Annotated in this window: 10 protein-coding genes; 2 read left to right on the forward strand and 8 right to left on the reverse strand. The window is 50.1% G+C overall.

Features of this window, described 5'->3' with window-relative positions; genetic code table 11:
- Positions 1–20 precede the first annotated feature (20 nt).
- The gene (locus MHM94_RS02010) at positions 21–1,955 is read left to right on the forward strand and encodes a methyl-accepting chemotaxis protein (protein WP_235418612.1); all 1,935 of its coding nucleotides are present in this window, start codon (positions 21–23) and stop codon (positions 1,953–1,955) included.
- On the opposite strand, the gene glsB is transcribed toward MHM94_RS02010, so the two are convergent.
- Positions 1,952–2,872, reverse strand: coding sequence for a glutaminase B (gene glsB, locus MHM94_RS02015; protein ID WP_138588546.1), 921 nt, complete (start codon positions 2,870–2,872; stop codon positions 1,952–1,954). The genes MHM94_RS02010 and glsB overlap by 4 nt on opposite strands.
- A 191-nt stretch (positions 2,873–3,063) precedes the next feature.
- Here glsB and MHM94_RS02020 point away from each other — a divergent pair, with 191 nt between their 5' ends.
- Positions 3,064–3,888 (forward strand): endo alpha-1,4 polygalactosaminidase, encoded by an 825-nt coding sequence (locus MHM94_RS02020; RefSeq protein WP_235418614.1) that lies wholly within the window; start codon positions 3,064–3,066, stop codon positions 3,886–3,888.
- Positions 3,889–3,900: 12 nt separating this feature from the next.
- Here the strand turns inward: MHM94_RS02020 and pelG are convergent, their stop codons facing one another.
- The 7 genes from pelG to MHM94_RS02055 are packed head-to-tail and all read right to left on the reverse strand — an operon-like array spanning position 3,901 to position 15,706.
- On the reverse strand, positions 3,901–5,268 hold the full coding sequence (pelG, locus tag MHM94_RS02025; protein ID WP_138548388.1) for an exopolysaccharide Pel transporter PelG: 1,368 nt from the start codon (positions 5,266–5,268) through the stop codon (positions 3,901–3,903).
- Entirely contained in the window at positions 5,256–6,761 is a 1,506-nt protein-coding gene (gene pelF / locus MHM94_RS02030) for a GT4 family glycosyltransferase PelF (RefSeq protein ID WP_235418615.1), read from the reverse strand. Before pelF ends, pelG begins: the two co-directional genes overlap by 13 nt.
- The gene (locus MHM94_RS02035; RefSeq protein WP_045980607.1) at positions 6,748–7,728 is read right to left on the reverse strand and encodes a hypothetical protein; all 981 of its coding nucleotides are present in this window, start codon (positions 7,726–7,728) and stop codon (positions 6,748–6,750) included. Before MHM94_RS02035 ends, pelF begins: the two co-directional genes overlap by 14 nt.
- Positions 7,691–9,058, reverse strand: coding sequence for a PelD GGDEF domain-containing protein (locus MHM94_RS02040; RefSeq protein WP_235418616.1), 1,368 nt, complete (start codon positions 9,056–9,058; stop codon positions 7,691–7,693). The genes MHM94_RS02035 and MHM94_RS02040 overlap by 38 nt, the downstream gene beginning before the upstream one ends.
- Before the next feature lie 7 nt (positions 9,059–9,065).
- Positions 9,066–9,578, reverse strand: coding sequence for a hypothetical protein (locus MHM94_RS02045; protein WP_235418618.1), 513 nt, complete (start codon positions 9,576–9,578; stop codon positions 9,066–9,068).
- Between the two features lie 12 nt (positions 9,579–9,590).
- Entirely contained in the window at positions 9,591–13,085 is a 3,495-nt protein-coding gene (locus MHM94_RS02050; protein WP_235418619.1) for a tetratricopeptide repeat protein, read from the reverse strand.
- Between the two features lie 2 nt (positions 13,086–13,087).
- Positions 13,088–15,706, reverse strand: coding sequence for an endo alpha-1,4 polygalactosaminidase (locus MHM94_RS02055; protein WP_239348333.1), 2,619 nt, complete (start codon positions 15,704–15,706; stop codon positions 13,088–13,090).
- Between the last annotated feature and the right edge of the window lie 232 nt (positions 15,707–15,938).

A 15,938-nucleotide genomic window follows, 5' to 3' on the forward strand; every position in this document is an offset into this window, starting at 1 on the left:
GATGTTTTAGGAGCTACACCATGCAGAACCTCACCCTCAAAACCATTTTCATTGGTTTTGTGTTTGTCGCCCTGTTTGTGGTTACGTTAGTGACCGCACTCATTAATACTGGGCAGTTTTCCAGCCTTTATTATCGGCAAACTGAAACGCAGTTATTACCAGATACTGTTGGGCGAGTAGCGAACGAAATTAGAGCTGAACTGATGTATCCCACTACGGTCTCAAAAACGCTGTCGCAAAACGCGATGTTGCATCAATGGGTGCGTGATGGCGAGCAAGGGAGTGCTCAGCATGGACTGGTGCTTGATTACTTTCGCGACTTACAGCAAAAATCCGGTGCGACATCGGTATTTTGGGTAAGCCGAGAAAGCCTGAATTATTACACCGAGGGTGGACTGTTTAAACAGGTATCGCGCAGTGAATCACGGGACAGCTGGTTCTTTGATTTCATTTCCAGCAGTGCACAGCAACAGTTGGCGCTGGATGCCAGTGAACAAGGTGGGCAACTGACTTTATACGTTAATACCCTAGTGAGTATTGATGGCCAGCGCGCAGGAGTCGCGGGACTGGGTTATGATGTGTCGAAAATTGCCAATATGGTTACCTCACGTAAAGTTGGCGAGCAAGGGTATCTGTTCCTGGTTGATGACACACAGCGTATTATTGCTCATGAAAACAGCCGCTTTATTGGTAAAACGGTGGCCGATGTTAACCAATTAACACCACTGAGATCGGCTCTCTCTAGCAATGGCAGTGGCTTTGTACTCAATGAAACTGAGCTCGATGGCGAGGCGGTTTATGGTGCGGTGATGCCCATTGAAGGCACCGAGTTGAAACTGGTCGCGGTGCTGCCAGAGCATGAGATCTCCGGCGCGATTAACTCGGTTATTTGGACGTCGGTTCTTGCCAGTGTGGTACTTGCAGTGGTGTTCTTGGTGCTAACCATGTATTTTGCCAATTGGCTAAGCAGCCGCATTCGTACTGTGGGTGATGACCTCCTTGCCATGTCTGGGCAAGGAGGCGATTTAAGTACGCGCCTTGATGATAGCGTTGATAATGAGTTGGGGCATCTGGCCAAGGGCTTTAACGCCATTATTACCAAAGTCGCTGAGCTGGTGGATGAAATCAGTGTCACCGAACAAGCGATGCGCGAGGGCATTGCTGAGCTGGCTGATTTTTCCGATAAAACCTTCAGCGCCACAGAAAGCCAGCGCTCACAGACGGATCAGGTCGCGACAGCGATCACTGAAATGGGGCAAACGATTACCGAGGTATCCGATATTGCCCACCGTACCGCCAGTGATACCGAAGAAGCGGTGCGTGAAACGACCACCACCAACGACAATATGACGCTCACCGCGCAAACCATGCAAGAACTCAACGATATTCTCAATAATGTGGATACCAGCGTGGGTGAGTTTGCTAATCAGGCGGCAGAAATTAACTCGGTGGTGGAAGTGATCAATGCCATTTCTGAACAAACAAATTTATTAGCCCTAAACGCCGCTATCGAAGCTGCTCGCGCCGGTGAGCAAGGGCGCGGTTTTGCTGTGGTTGCGGATGAGGTGCGCTCACTGGCGCAGCGTACGCAAAAGTCTACCTCAGAGATCCGCGATCAAGTGGCGCGCTTGCAAAGCACCTCGACGCAATCACAAGAGGCCATCGCACGAGGCACAGAAAGTAGCCGCCAAGTCACTGAGCACACGCAAACGGCGGTGGCGTCGCTGCGCGCGATTCAGCAAAAGTTTGAGGAGATCAGTCAAGGCAATCATCAGGTTGCCGCCGCCACCGAAGAGCAGGGCACAGTGGTTGAGCACATTAACCAGTCGGCCCATGAAATATCAGACAGTGCCGGCAGTATTCACTCTTATGCCGAGCAGCAGCAAAGCGCAACGCAAAGTTTATTAGCGCGGGCGCAGCATCTGCGTGACTTAGTGAGTCAATTTAAGGTTTAGAACAGGTGCAGCGAAAGTCTGTCGGCGAATTGCTCCAGCGCATAAAGACCGGCGCTGGAGTTGCCAAAGGCATTGAGTTTGGGTGACCACACCGAGACTGCAAACTGCCCTGGGACAACGGCAACAATGGCGCCGCCTACTCCAGATTTACCGGGCATGCCGACGCGATATGCAAAATCGCCAGCGGCGTCATAAAGGCCACTGGTAAAGAGCAGCGAGTTCAATTGCGAGTTTTGTTTGCTGGTCAGAATGCGCTCGCCTGAGGCGATGTCGACACCACGATTAGCGAGATAGCCAAAGGTGCGCGCCAGTTCTTGGCAGTTCATTTCGATGGCGCAAAAGCCAAAATAAACCTTGAGCACTTCTTCCACATCATTTTCAAAATTGCCAAACGAGGTCATTAAGTGCGCCATAGCCGCGTTACGATGGCGGTGTTGAAACTCTGAACGAGATACTGTTTGGTTGATACACACCCGAGGATTACCGCTGAGCCAACGCACCGTTTCTAACATGTGGTGAGTGGGCGCGCTTAAGCGGGAGTAAAGCGCATCGCAGGTAACAATCGCGCCGGCGTTAATAAACGGGTTGCGCGGAATGCCTTGTTCAAATTCAAGCTGGGTAAGCGAGTTAAATGCAGTGCCCGAAGGCTCTTTGCCAACACGGTGCCACAACGAATTGCCATAGCGTTGCAACGCTAAGGTGAGAGTGAGCACTTTGGAGACCGATTGAATGGTAAAAGGCACGTCCACATCGCCGGTGCTGAAGGTTTGCCCATCCACGGTATGCACCGCCATCGCAAACTGCTCACCATCGACCTCAGCCAAAGCCGGAATATAACTGGCCACCGCGCCCTCGAACTGCGACAATCGTGAACGTACATCGGTGTTAATGTCGTCAATAACCTGTTGAATATTCATCCGCTTCTTTCACTTGACTAAAACCCAATGATACGGAATATAACACCTATACGAAAGCGCAGCGTTGCCCCAAATGATGGCCGCTTTTAGATAACCAAGTGCTTTGGCCTCAGGGTATGGACTCATGAGGCACACAATTAATAAACAATAACAGCGCAATGGACTGCTAAGCAGAGAAAAGAGAGTCATCAATGATAAGACGGTTAAGCAGTGCATTGCTGCTAAGTATGGGTATGTTGGTGGGCTGCGGTGGGTCAAGCTCCGACTCACAAGCGCCTGCAGGGCCGCCGCCGTATCCACCGCAAGGTAGTACATGGCAATGGCAATTATTGGGGGCGCTCAATAGCGAGTACGATGTATTCGCTTACGACATTGATTTGTTTAATACCGCAGCCGAGACTATTGCCAGCCTCCAACAGCAAGGGCGCTTCGTCATCTGTTATTTTTCAGCCGGAAGTTATGAATCTTACCGTGAGGATGCCGGCGAGTTTTTAGACTCAGAGCTTGGCAATACTTTGGCCAATTTTGCTAATGAGCGTTGGTTGGACACGCGCAGTAGCAATGTCCGCGCTATCATGCGTGCGCGCATGGATTTGGCCGCCGCCAAAGGCTGTGATGCGGTGGAGCCGGATAATGTTGATGGTCACATTAATAACACCGGTTTTGCACTCACTCGTGAGAACAGCATTAATTACAGCCAGTTTATTGCTGAGTATGCGCGCTCGGTCGGCTTGTATGTGGGTCTTAAAAACAATGTTGGCTTGGCGCAAACCTTGGAGCCTTACTTTGATTTTGCGGTCAATGAATCGTGCTTTCGCTTTAATGAGTGTGCACGCCTAGCCCCTTTTGTTGATGCTAAAAAGGCGGTTTTTCACGTGGAATATTTGTCGGTGGCTGAGGTCGGCAGCGGTGAGCTGCAACGAGTCTGTGCACAAACCGAGCCGCTGGGCTTTTCCACCTTGGTGCTGCCCACGGCATTGAATGACGCGTATCGCTTTAGCTGTAGCGAGCAATGAGGGCTTTACTTATTAGCGTTGCAGCATAAAGGTCTCATATTCGAGGCGGTTAAACTGACGATTTAGCATCACTAACCCCAAGACGGTGCTGATCAGCATGGCTAAAGCAAAGCCGTAGCCATAGACCTCAGGCCCAAGCTGAATGGAGAGCTCGGTGAGCATCAAGTTGGCGAGGGTCATCACCGTCACCAAGGCCGTGGCCTGATAACGTTTATCTAAATAAAACATGACGTTGAGTATGGCCATCAAAATAACTTGCAAAGACACGCCGACTAAATCGACATACAGTAAGTGTAGATACGCGAGGTCTATTTTCAGCAGTGTGAGAATCTCTTCACTCCACAACAGCAGCAACGCGAGGGTGATCCCTTGCACTTTAAAAATTTGATATAAGCTGTCTTTGCAGTGCAATACCATTTGGTCTTTAAGTAAGTACACCGACTCCAAGGTGCCGCCTTCGCGCACCGTTTGGTAAAACCGCTCGTTTGAGGCGGCAAAGTCGGTTTCCATGTGCAGCATAAACACCGCCATGCCAGGAATAATGGCGAGGTACGCGATAAAGATTGGCAAATCATAGATATATGAGGCGCGGAACATATCGATAACGGCAAAAGACACCTCGGGGTGTAGCCAAAATACGAATTTATCTACCCACACTCCCAAGTTATAAAGCAACCCACATAATGCGAGCGAGTAAAAAGCTTGCTTGCGGTTTAAAAACTGAAAGGCGATAAGCGAACCGGCGCTGTAATTGCGTAAAATAAAAAAGAGCAAAACAAAGGTGATCAGCCCCTGACACGCGGCAAAGATCATCAATAGCCCCAAAATACCGTAAGGTGGCAGTAACCATGAAGCCAGCACCATCAGCGTATAGCCAATCGCCAAGGTAGCTACAATCCGATAATACTGCTTCATACCGCTTAGGAATACGATGATTAACCACAGGTTGCACAGCACCACAAAGCCGCATAACAACGCCATTTTCACTGCTGCATCTAACGATGTATTGGCCAGTACCGCAATACCAATGGTTGTGCCAAGCACCGAAACAAGTAACATGCAGCCTAATAAATTTGGCGTTACCTTGTGATCTTTGCCTTCAAATAGCCGGTCGGAGATAAACCGTGTTAGTAGCAGTTGGAACATACCACTGAGGATCAGGGAGCCAGCCATCATGTAAGTGACTAGCACTAGGTACTGTATGATCAGAGTGTTGGGGAACACTCGACCGATGCTTATCATACCGATGATCATCAGCGCTAAAATGGATAGCACCCAGGGCCCTGAGCCCACAACTGCTGCCAAGCCGTATGCTTCGAGGTAAGAGAGCAGGGTGTTTTTCTTTAATATTCGGCGTAGCTCAAAGCCTATTCCTGCCATGTTAAATGCTCCTCATACAGCGTTTGGTAGCGCTCATACATCGTATGTTCTTGATAATATGCTTGCACTCGGCGGTAGCCGTTATCACCCATTTCTCGCCAGCGCTGGTCATCTTCCAATAGCGCCAGCAAGGCCTCACTGGCTTGGTTGGGGTCGGCTATATTTGTTACATAGCCACAGCGCCCAAGTTGTTGGTCGTGTTCGTTCATACCTTCGAGAATTTCGCGGCATGAGCCAACTTCTGAGGCCACACAAGGGATACCTGCAGCCATGGCCTCAAGTAGTACCAGGGGTTGCGCCTCACTGATGGAGGTGAGCATACACACGCCAAGTTTGGGAAGAATTTCGGCAACATTTTGCATGCCCAAGAACAGCACATTGTCTTGCAGCCCCAAGCTATTAACCAGCAGTTCGCACTCGCGAACATAGCTTGGATCTTCTTCGGTGGGGCCAATGATCCACCCTTGTAGTTCTGGTTCGCTATTAAGGGCCACACGAATAGCACGAATAAAGGTTTTAATATCCTTAATGGGCACCACGCGACCAATTAACCCCGCGACTTTAGGCGCCTGTTGCGGTCGCTTGGCGTAGGCCTCACTGAAGCGCTCCATACTGATACCGTTGACAATCACCCCAGTTTTATCGGCCGGTGCGCCGTCTTTTATTTGCCGCTGTCTATTGCCTTCATACAAAGCGACAATGCTATCTGCTTGGTCGTAGGCGGTACGCCCTAATTGCTCAAAAAAATCTATCCAGGTTTGCCGTGTTTGCTCCATTTTTTTATGGATACTGGTGTCCAGCGCACTGTGGCGGTCTTTGATCCAGCTTGCTTGAGTGAGATCGATTTTGCGCTCTTTGGTATAAATACCGTGCTCGGTTAATAAATAAGGCATCTGCTGTTTTTGTTTCGCCAAGGCGCCGAGAAACCCCGCATAGCCAGTCGAAATACTGTGAAATAGCCGCGCAGGGGGGAGGTTTTCAGCCACTTTGACTAAGGTGAATAAGGGGCTGTAGATGTTGCGAAAGGTCCAAAAGTAATCCACAAACGATTGGTTTTGCGCGTGTTGGAAATACAGATCAACAATCACATCCCAAGAGCGCTCGCTGTATAAAAAGTCATCATAACTTAGGCCATGCTTTTTACCCAAGTTAGCCAACAAGCCTTGTAAATGCTCACCATCTAAGGTTTGCTCTGGGTTTTTAAAACGTGAGATGACATTTTGCCAAAGGCTGAAGGCGGATTTTTTCCCGCGTCGAGCGCGCGGTGCCAGCAAGCCGTCTTTATCCATCAAGTAATGGGTCTCCATGCCGACCACATTGTCGGGCAAGGTGTAATGCTGCTGTTGATAAAAAGAGCGGCTTCCGCCTATAAATACAAGGTAAAAGTTAAGGTGGCTAAGGCCACTGATCAGCTGATGCACCCAGCTTGATACACCGCCGCGCACGTAAGGGTACGTGCCCTCTAACAATAAACACACATCAATACGCTTCACGACGCCAAAACTCCCTTAATTCATTTAGCGCATCACCGGGCTCGGTGGGCAGGTGACTGACTAATAAAGCGGCATGGTCGTAATCGCCCTGAGCAAAAGCGGCCTCGGCTAAATAGGGCGCCACTTGTTTTAATAACAGGCCGCGATGACGCGCTTTTTCTAGATACTGCGTGGCTAAATCATACTCTTGTAATTCCAGCAGCACCCGGCCGAGTTGTAACTCACTGCGCGGTGAAGGGGTGAGGGCTTCGGCTTGCAGTAGGTAACTTTTCGCTTGCTCTAAATAGTGATTGCGCAGTGGCCCTTCAGCGATGCCAAGGTAGCATAGCTCCCAATACAGCTCAGCAATTTGAAAATGCAACGAGGCTTGTGCGCCTTCGCTTAGTTTGTTTTTCAATGCGTCAATGTTGCGGTTGATACCAAATTCTATTTTTTCGATGGCGGCGTAGGCAAGTAAACGCACGTCATCGACCTTATCGGTCAGCGCTAACTTAAGCAACGGCACCGCCACGCGCTCTGGTAAAAAGCGACAGGCATTGACCGCAATCAGGCGACGCTCGTCGGAGGGATTAAACAACAAAATATCTTTCAGTGCGGCGGCACCAAACTGGCTTTGTTCAAGTTGCTCTGGGTGCAGGGGTAATTCCAAGCTTTCGGAGCGCTCCCATAGTGCTGGCTGCTTTTTCTTCGGGAAATACAAGGCGACGATAAAAATCGTCGCCAACCCCAGCATACCAACCATCGGCATACTGAACGCAATCACAAAAATAAAGGTAATGGCACCGATAACGGGTTGTTTGTAGCGTCGCGGCAGCGCCAGCCAACACACTAAGGTGAAGGTTCCCGCAGCGGCGCCATGGCTGGCAGCATAACCCAACCAGCCGAGCAAACTAAGGTCTTGCTCGCCGAGTAGGTAAAGGCTTGCCGACTCAAAGAGAATCGTTTGAAGAATCAGCCAAATCTTCATCGAACGCTCCTAAGTCTTCGAGCAAGGTATTTACTTGCTGGTATTGCTCAAATACCAACAGCGGACCAAATACGTCTAAATCGCCTTCGGCAAGGGGGGCATTATTGGCGAGGATGCTGCGGATCCGCTGCACAAATTGCTCAGCTTCCATCACTGTGGTCATCGGTAACAGCACGCACAATGCTTGGCGGCCATCTTCACGCTCGCAAGACCAGTAAATATCGGCACCACGGCGAAAATCGGTAACATGTTCTAAATCGAGGTGTTGCGCTTCACTGTTGTCGTAAAACACCACCATGGCGCTATCTGCACCGTAATGGCGCTTATACCACAGTTGGTTTTCCAAATACTGGCGGAACAGCTGGCGTTGTTCGGGTTTGAGAATGGGTGCGAACAACTGGTGTGACATAAAGTTGGCAATATAACCGGCCAGTAATGCAATCAGGGCAATATTACTTTGCGTGAGGGACACAAACTTGACCTTCTCTGCAAGCACCACCCCTTGCAGCTCGCCGCTGACATCAACGAGGGGGATCACCAACTGATAATTGAGATTATACTCATCGCTGTCGATAAAGTTCGCCGGAGAGAGTACAGCCTTAGAGGTGTACACATCTTGTAGCATTAAATCATCAGCGATAAGGGCATGCTCACTGCCAATGGTGGCCAGTGCGCCGGGCACCAGCTTGCCGTCACGTATTTCGTACAAACCTGCTTGATACATGGTAATCACATCAGCAAATACTAGGAGGCTTTTTTGGGCCAGGTTGGCAAGACGGTTTTCTGCATGGCCGGAGGCCGCTTGTTGGAGTAGTTGAATGCCAGTGCGTAGGCTCATTTGTTTGCCAGCCGCGCGCTGCTCAAGCTGGTCGTGGGATATCTTCAATAAATGGTAATTTTGCGTAAAGCTTTTTAGCTTTTGTTCCATATAGCGGTGGTTTAGCTCAAAGCGCTGATTGATATCATGCCAGTGATCGCGAAATTCGCCCACCAACATGGTCACCACTGCTGTGCCCACAGACACAGATAGGCTAATCGATACTTCGGTGGCGATAAAATTATCGACCACACCGACACTCACAAGTAACAGCACGAAGCTCATCATTCCGCGACCAAACCCGTAGCGCAGGGCGATGACAAGGGGTCCCAACATCGGCCAATAGAAGTAATCAGTGGCGTGTTCATGAGCGAGGCTGGCTTGATACACCCAGATGCTCAGGGCAATAAAGGTGATTAAAACCAGTTCAAACCAGGCGATAGGCTGGTGGTCACTGCCAAAAAGCAGGCGCCTGATAACGGCATTAAGGCCACGACGTTTACTGTGAGGCATAGCGCGACTAATCCCAGTCTAGTTCATCAATCAGGGTATCGATGGCCTCAAGTGCGACCTGCGAGAGCGACTCACGGCCCCATCCTGTTTTTGATGTGGAACCACGCCAAAGCTCATTGCCACTGCTATCTGCAAGGGTCAGTGTCAGCCCCACAGCCGGCTCACCATCTAAGCCATACTTGTATTGCCACTCTTGTACTGAACCAGATACCACATAGCCCGGCTGCTGTTCACTCAGCCACCGCTGCGCCTCTTTATTACGCTGGGCAGGCTCTAGGCTCGCCTGTAAATCACCTACTTGTTGCTTGGGGTAGAGTGTTACCTTCAACCCTTGCTCAGCAAGTGCAGATGCCAGCAGTTGCTCAGCCTGAGCTTGCGCCATGGGCATATTTGACTGATTTGCCAAGGGCATAATATAGACCTGTTGATTGGCGCTGAGCGTCGGGCTTTCACCGGCATAGTGCGTTGCGCAACCACTGAGTATGAAGGCCAAAGCCAATGCCATTATTGTTTTCATCATTTTATCCTCACATCAAAAGTCGATAAAGTATCCCACGTTGAGTGTTAAGCTCTCACGGCCATTTTGGTCGGCACTTTGCCACACACCCTTTATGAAAAATTCATCATTGCCAAATGCTTGCACACCCAGCCCTACGTTAGCCGAATAATCGACGCGTTGCTCAATAAAGTTATAACCCACGGAAGTATCAAGCCAATAGCGCATACCTGGGGTGTTTCGTCCAGGCTGTGAGACTTCACCACGCAGCAACGATTGGCCCAACGCTAAACGTCGGTATTTAGGGGTTAGAAAATCCACAGCTCTAACTAGCTCTGGGCGCTGCAAGTGTGCTGTTAATCGCTGTAATGGCCGCTCGTCCAAGGTGTTCTCCTGGTGGTCATATTGCGCATACACCTGCCAACTTGGAGTAAAGTTGAATTGCTCACTCAGACGCACGCTGCTTTGCCATTGTTGACCGATAGGCTCACCAAAATCGGAATGAAATAGCGCCCGCGAAATATTTATATTTACTTGCTCGTAGCGCGTTGGCTGCCAACTCAGTTGATAGGCGAGCCTATCCTCATTGCCGAACATGTAGAGATTTTCACTTTGCTGCGAGGGCATGCTGTGACGCACTCTCAGGGTGTGGCTTAGGCGTCTATCAGATTGCCACGTTGCGCTTGCGTGGTGGCCGAATACCGTGTTGGTATCGCGCTCGCTAATGGCAATACCAAAGTGCAGGTCTTGCCAACGCGGTCGAGCGCGTATCCGCCAATCTAGATTCACACTCTGGTCTTGGTAATGATCGATTAGGGTTGAGGCGGGGTCGCCACTATCATATTGATAAGAAAGCGCCATATGACCATCGCCTAAAGGACGATAATAGCTAAGCTGCTCTGTGCTTAGCTGCCACGTATCAAGCTGGCTGTGTTCAAAACGCACACCATGAGCATGGCGGTCGTGTTGGACAGCTAAAAAGCGTTGCAATGGTGCTAAATCTTGTTTGGCGACACCACTATTAAGGGCTTGTTGGCCCAGTTGCCATGCGGCAAAATTATCACCTAATTGCGAGAGTGCTGTGGCCCGCTCAGTGGCGGTCAGTGTTGTTGATTGGTAAGCCAAAGTACGCGCTTGCGAGTGGTTGTGCTGTGCCAGCGCTAAAGACAATAAAATGCTGTCATTGAACTGCTCGGAAGCAATGACTTGATGGGCTTGTAACAAGGCTATCTTTTGCAAGGCCCCAAGCGTTGGGTCGCTAAACAAGGCATTGATATCAGCGCCACCGTTGCCTTGGTGCAGATGCCAATTGAGCTGTGCGCTGGCATAGGCGGGCGATACTAAGGTGCGTAGCAATGATACGTAGCTGATTTCGCCGTCTTGGAGGGCGCGAAGCTCAGCACTTAATTGTGTGAGCACTTGTACGCGCAAGCGTTGAGCCTGCGCTAAAGCACCTTGGTTTTGCAACAGCGATGCCCAGGCTAATTTATCAGCGGCGGTGCTTAACTTGGCGTTATCTAACTTGCGATACCAGCTATCAGCATGAGTATATTCGCCCAGTTGCTGCGCCGCATAAGCTAACGCTTGATACATGGACGCAGTTTGCTGGTTGTGTGGTGCTAAATACCAGTACAGCTCACGCAGCCATGGGGTGTCTTGACTGTCTATCGCCAGCCACAATGCACTTTGTTGCACGTTCGGGTTATGCGGGTACTGGGTGAGTAATGTACTTAGCAGCTCTTTGGCGCGAGTATGGTGTTTTTTATACATGGCTAAACGCACGCGCAATAGCTGCACGGATAAGCGTTTGTCGCCACTGTGATCGGCTGTTAAGGCGTCGCTGGCACGTTTTATCAGTGCTGCATTTTGCTCGCTGAGGCCATATTCTAGGAGGTGATTGAGCACCACAATGCTTTTTGTTTGCGCATAATAAAGCCACAAGGTATCTAGGCTTTGTTGGTCGAGCTTATTGTGGGTGGCAATCAGTAAGTAGGGGTCCAAACTGGTATCGCCTCGATACACACGAGCACGCTGAAAGCGCTGTTGCAATGGCCTGTTTGCAATATAGGTCGCCAGCTCTTGTAAGTTGGTAAGCTGCTCTACATCTAGGGCTTCTTCATCGCTGTATCGATAAAGTAGCATCAGCGCCTTATCTACCTCGCCAATCGCGACAAAGCTTTGCGCAAAGTAATTCAAGTTGATGTAGTCGTATGTCGGCTCAAGCGGCAAAGTTGCCCACAAGGCAGTGGCTTGCTTTGGTGCGCCGACAAAATTATAAAAACGCGCGAGTTGGAACCAATAAAACTCTCGAGCTGGAAAGCGCTGATGCAGCGTTTGCAAATGCGTGAGGGTCGTTTGTGCGCCTAGGGCTTTGTCACTGAAGTCGACCCATTGTTTAAGGGTGCTATCATCGAGCTCGTCTTTGAGTGCTAGCTGATAGTAAAAGTCGCTCAAAGCAAATAGGTCACTCTCTGCTAAAGCTTCACTGACGCCTTGCCACAGAAGTGCTTTGTCAGGTTGCGTGGCAATAATTTGCTTTGCAAGTACCAGCGCACTGGCGGTATCGCCCAGCCAAAGATAGTAATCATGAAGTTGGCGCTTATCGGATAAAGTAGGTGCAACACTCAAAACTTTAGCAAGCCACACTGCGGCTTGTTCAATATCACCCACCTCAGCAAAGCGTTCACTGGCTTGGCGCCAATCAGCGGGATCAGTACTTTGTTGGGCCTTACTCGCACTTAATTGGGCTGCTAACGTTGGCTTGTTGGCGGCCCGTAAAAAATTAATACTCAACTGCAAACAGGTGTTGTCACACTGATGCTGATGACGGCGAATAAGCGCCTCACCTTGTTGCCAGTGTTGTTGGGCGCTATATAACCCAAGTAACTGCTCAAAGTGCGCATCTGAAGGTTGTTGCTCGTACAAGGCTTGGCTGTGAAAAATAGCCCGCTCTTTAAGCCCCGCCTGCAACGCTAAAGACAATAAAGCCTGATGTTCACCTTGTTGTTGACTTAGCAACTGATAAGCAAGGCGAGGCTCGCCTATTTGCAAGGCATAGCTGGCAAAGTGTTGGCGTTGTGATGAGTTAAGCTCTGGCACTAGGGCGTTTAAATAATCGATTAATTGTCTGCGCGCCGTTGGGTCTTGGCGCTGTATCAGTCGCAGTAGGCTGTCGGCGTAGAGCGTTTGCGCTTGTGTAAGTAAAGCGGAGTCGGCAAATTTAGTCAGCGGTGTTAGCTGGGCCAAGCTTTGATGATATTGATCGAGCTTGAAGTGTTGCTTTGCGAGGGTTAAATCCAGTTTTAAACTCGGTACTTGGTTGCTTTTAAGTACGTTCAAGAAGGCGATGGCCACAGTGGGGTCTTGCGCGTCTTCAAGCATATCAATCAGCAGAGCGCGATTGGGTTGCAGTATCCACAACAGCGCCAACGTTACCGTTGCAAGGGTGATCAACGCACGACGACTCATCAACACGATACGCTTGTCGCCGCGAGGGTCGCCCTTGGTGTGAATACGCGCTGGCGGGTTCATCGTTATTGACCCTGCCCCGGGCAATAGAGCTCAACATGGTAGCGTCCACGCTGAGTGCTGCGAATTGTCCATTGATTAGCAGCTTTATCAAGCGTAAGCGCGGGGTCGCTGAGCTTATTTACTTGGCATGAAGCGACATTAGTTAACGTTAGTTGCAAATCACGATGAGCGAGCACCGTAAAGCGTAACCTCGCTCCTTGCCACTGCCAGTGTTCAATCACCGCGTTGGCTTTAGCTAAATAGGCACGGTTAGAAAACGCCGCCGCATCGCCTTGGCTAAGCGATAAAGTTGAGCGTGGCTGTACTAAGGTGATGTAGTTGCCATCCGGGCCTGGGGTGAACCCTGCGATGCCTTCACTGTCACCATCTGGCAGTTGATTGCTAGCGATACGCAACGATTTCACGCCGGTACTGGTAATATGCCAGTTATCATCATCAATGGCGCGAGCCACCCCAGTTTCATAAAGCGTGCGCGCACGGTGGGCGTATTCGCTTAAGTACAGTGGTGTTAATTCGTGCTTCTCTACCCAATCATAGAGGTGATCTAATGCGCCTAAAGAAGCAGGGTAAACCCCGGAATACATATGGTAATAAATGCTCACAGGCTTTAAGCGTCGTGGCGTACCGAGTAATTCAAAGGTTTCGCTGGCACGGGCAAAGCCTCGGTAATTTTCAGTCCACAGCTCTGTGTAGAGGTTTTCGTTCATCACCGCAGCGTAGACTTGAATGCCGTCTTTATACCAGTTTAGGTGTGGATATACTTGGGCAATAGAGTAGTTGTCGTTGAGTACATAGGTGTTGCCGCCATTGACGTTGTATAAATCGAGTTGCCTGGTTTTAGCGATGACATCAGCGGTTGGGTCGGCCATGCCAGACCACAAGAACACCTCTACTTGCTTATGCTTAGGGGCTAGATGCTCGTTGATATAACGCACACTGCCAAACACTTCACGGTCATAATCAAGGGTGTAATTGGGGATCGGTAAGGAATCACCATAGAGCTTTTCTTTCGCATCAATACGGTCGTCCCAAAAGAAAGGGTGGCTAAAGGTGTGCGAAGCAATTTCAACGTTATCAAGCGCGAAGGTTTGCCGCGCTATTTCCTCTAGTTCACTGGCAATGTCAGGGTATAAGCCATGAGGAGCAACTTCCGCTTCAACCACTGAAACCGTATGGGGGAGGGGCGATTTTTTCAGCACATTATTGAGTATTGATGCGCCAGCATAGGGACGCCCAGGAAGCCAAGCGACTGAGGGGAAACCATCGCCATCAATGTGCGCGGTAACGATGCGTAGCCCGGATTCGGTGGTGACATCGGGCACCGGAATAGCAGCAAGGGAAAACAGTGGCATTAGGTGCGCAAATGGCTCTAGTGGCCAACGGTTGCGGTCGCCTATTAACTCTTGGACCGTCAGAGGTTCAAGAAACAGCCCACCCCAGGGCATACGCGCTACGCCCACGCCCGTATTGCCTTGGCTATCATTAATGCTCACTAGCGCCGGTGTGCGCGAGTCCATTAACTGATATCGAGGAAATTGTTTGGGCGCAGCATGGGGCATGGGGTAGGTGAGCTTGGCTCCGCTACTTTCAAGCGCGCCGATGTAACTGCCGTTTTCACGTATCCCTAGGCGCGCTAACAAGGCTTCATCATCGGGAAGCTCACCGATAATAACGGTTGGCCGCTGAGAAATACTGCGCAGTAGCAGCTGTTGAGCATCTAAATGCTGATAACTGGCTTGGGGGAGCCAAAACGCGACGCCGGCGAACCGATTCAAGTCAAGCTGTGCAAGGCGACTGTCACGAATATCAATGCATTGGGGAACATAGCCTTGATACTCGATTAAGGTGGCTAAATATTTATGACAAGCAGATTGCTTTTTTAGCACTACGCTTGAGTCATAGACCCCCAGTACTCGCCGACGAACAGGGTAGTGCAAAGAAACCCCAAACTGCTGTAATAAGCCGTCGCTGACATAGGGGGTGAAGCCTAAAGCTGCGATTTCTTTTGCTGCCGCGACTCTGGCTTCTACACCTGCTGGCAGGTAGTCAATCACAATGGCCTCAATGCCCAAGCCCTCAATGTGCTCAAGCTTGGTGCGAAGCCACTGGATATCGCTATCGTTTTGGCGAGTATAGTCATTCTTGGTTATATCAAAGCCGTACATCAGTGATTCGGCGACCACTGCTTGCGGCGGCTGGGCCAGCTTGTCGACCAATTCAAAGCCGCGATTGAGCATCACCGGCAGTGATGTGGCGATATTATCGACGAGCGAGACAAGCGCTTGTTGTTGCGAGGCATGTTGTTCGCGAGGCAGTGCAAGTTGATAACTATCTAAGGTATCGAGAAAAACACCGCTGAATCCCTGGCGTTGATAGCGCTCAGTTTGCTGTTGCAGATGTTGACGCCACACAGGTGATGCCGCATCCATAATTTCGGCTTGCCAGGCGCTGTTACGGCCCATGCTTGCGGCGTCTAAAAGCCGGGTATCTACGCCTAGGTATTCCCCTACACTGAGATATGCATACACTTGCGTATTGGCATTTTTTAATTGCTGTAACTGGCGTTTTGACAGCTGCTCCGGTGACACCACAACCCGCTGATAGCTTATAAGCTCGCGCACGGAGTCAACTTCGCCGTAATAAAAAGCGATTGACTGTTCGTAGTGGGTTGATGCAACTGCTCTTGTAGGCTGCGCTATTAAACCCGAGACAACCAGAGCAACAACCACAGTGAAAACAAATTTACATTTAGTCAATAGTAATACTGCCAATTAACTTAAACCAAGTGACGATGTGCGGCTGGGTAAGCCCTTTAATAGGTTGCTACAAACTGCTGCTGTTGAAACTAATTCT

The sequence above is a fragment of the Pseudoalteromonas sp. CNAT2-18.1 genome (assembly GCF_022347865.1).
Taxonomy (GTDB): domain Bacteria; phylum Pseudomonadota; class Gammaproteobacteria; order Enterobacterales; family Alteromonadaceae; genus Pseudoalteromonas; species Pseudoalteromonas ruthenica.

Bases quoted from the DNA above. Each gene is read 5' to 3' on its own strand.
- glsB (WP_138588546.1), bottom strand. From the start codon at position 2,872: ATGAATATTCAACAGGTTATTGACGACATTAACACCGATGTACGTTCA.
- MHM94_RS02040 (WP_235418616.1), bottom strand. From the start codon at position 9,058: ATGCCTCACAGTAAACGTCGTGGCCTTAATGCCGTTATCAGGCGCCTG.
- MHM94_RS02050 (WP_235418619.1), bottom strand. From the start codon at position 13,085: ATGAACCCGCCAGCGCGTATTCACACCAAGGGCGACCCTCGCGGCGAC.
- MHM94_RS02010 (WP_235418612.1), top strand. From the start codon at position 21: ATGCAGAACCTCACCCTCAAAACCATTTTCATTGGTTTTGTGTTTGTC.
- MHM94_RS02045 (WP_235418618.1), bottom strand. From the start codon at position 9,578: ATGATGAAAACAATAATGGCATTGGCTTTGGCCTTCATACTCAGTGGT.
- MHM94_RS02020 (WP_235418614.1), top strand. From the start codon at position 3,064: ATGATAAGACGGTTAAGCAGTGCATTGCTGCTAAGTATGGGTATGTTG.
- MHM94_RS02035 (WP_045980607.1), bottom strand. From the start codon at position 7,728: ATGAAGATTTGGCTGATTCTTCAAACGATTCTCTTTGAGTCGGCAAGC.
- pelG (WP_138548388.1), bottom strand. From the start codon at position 5,268: ATGGCAGGAATAGGCTTTGAGCTACGCCGAATATTAAAGAAAAACACC.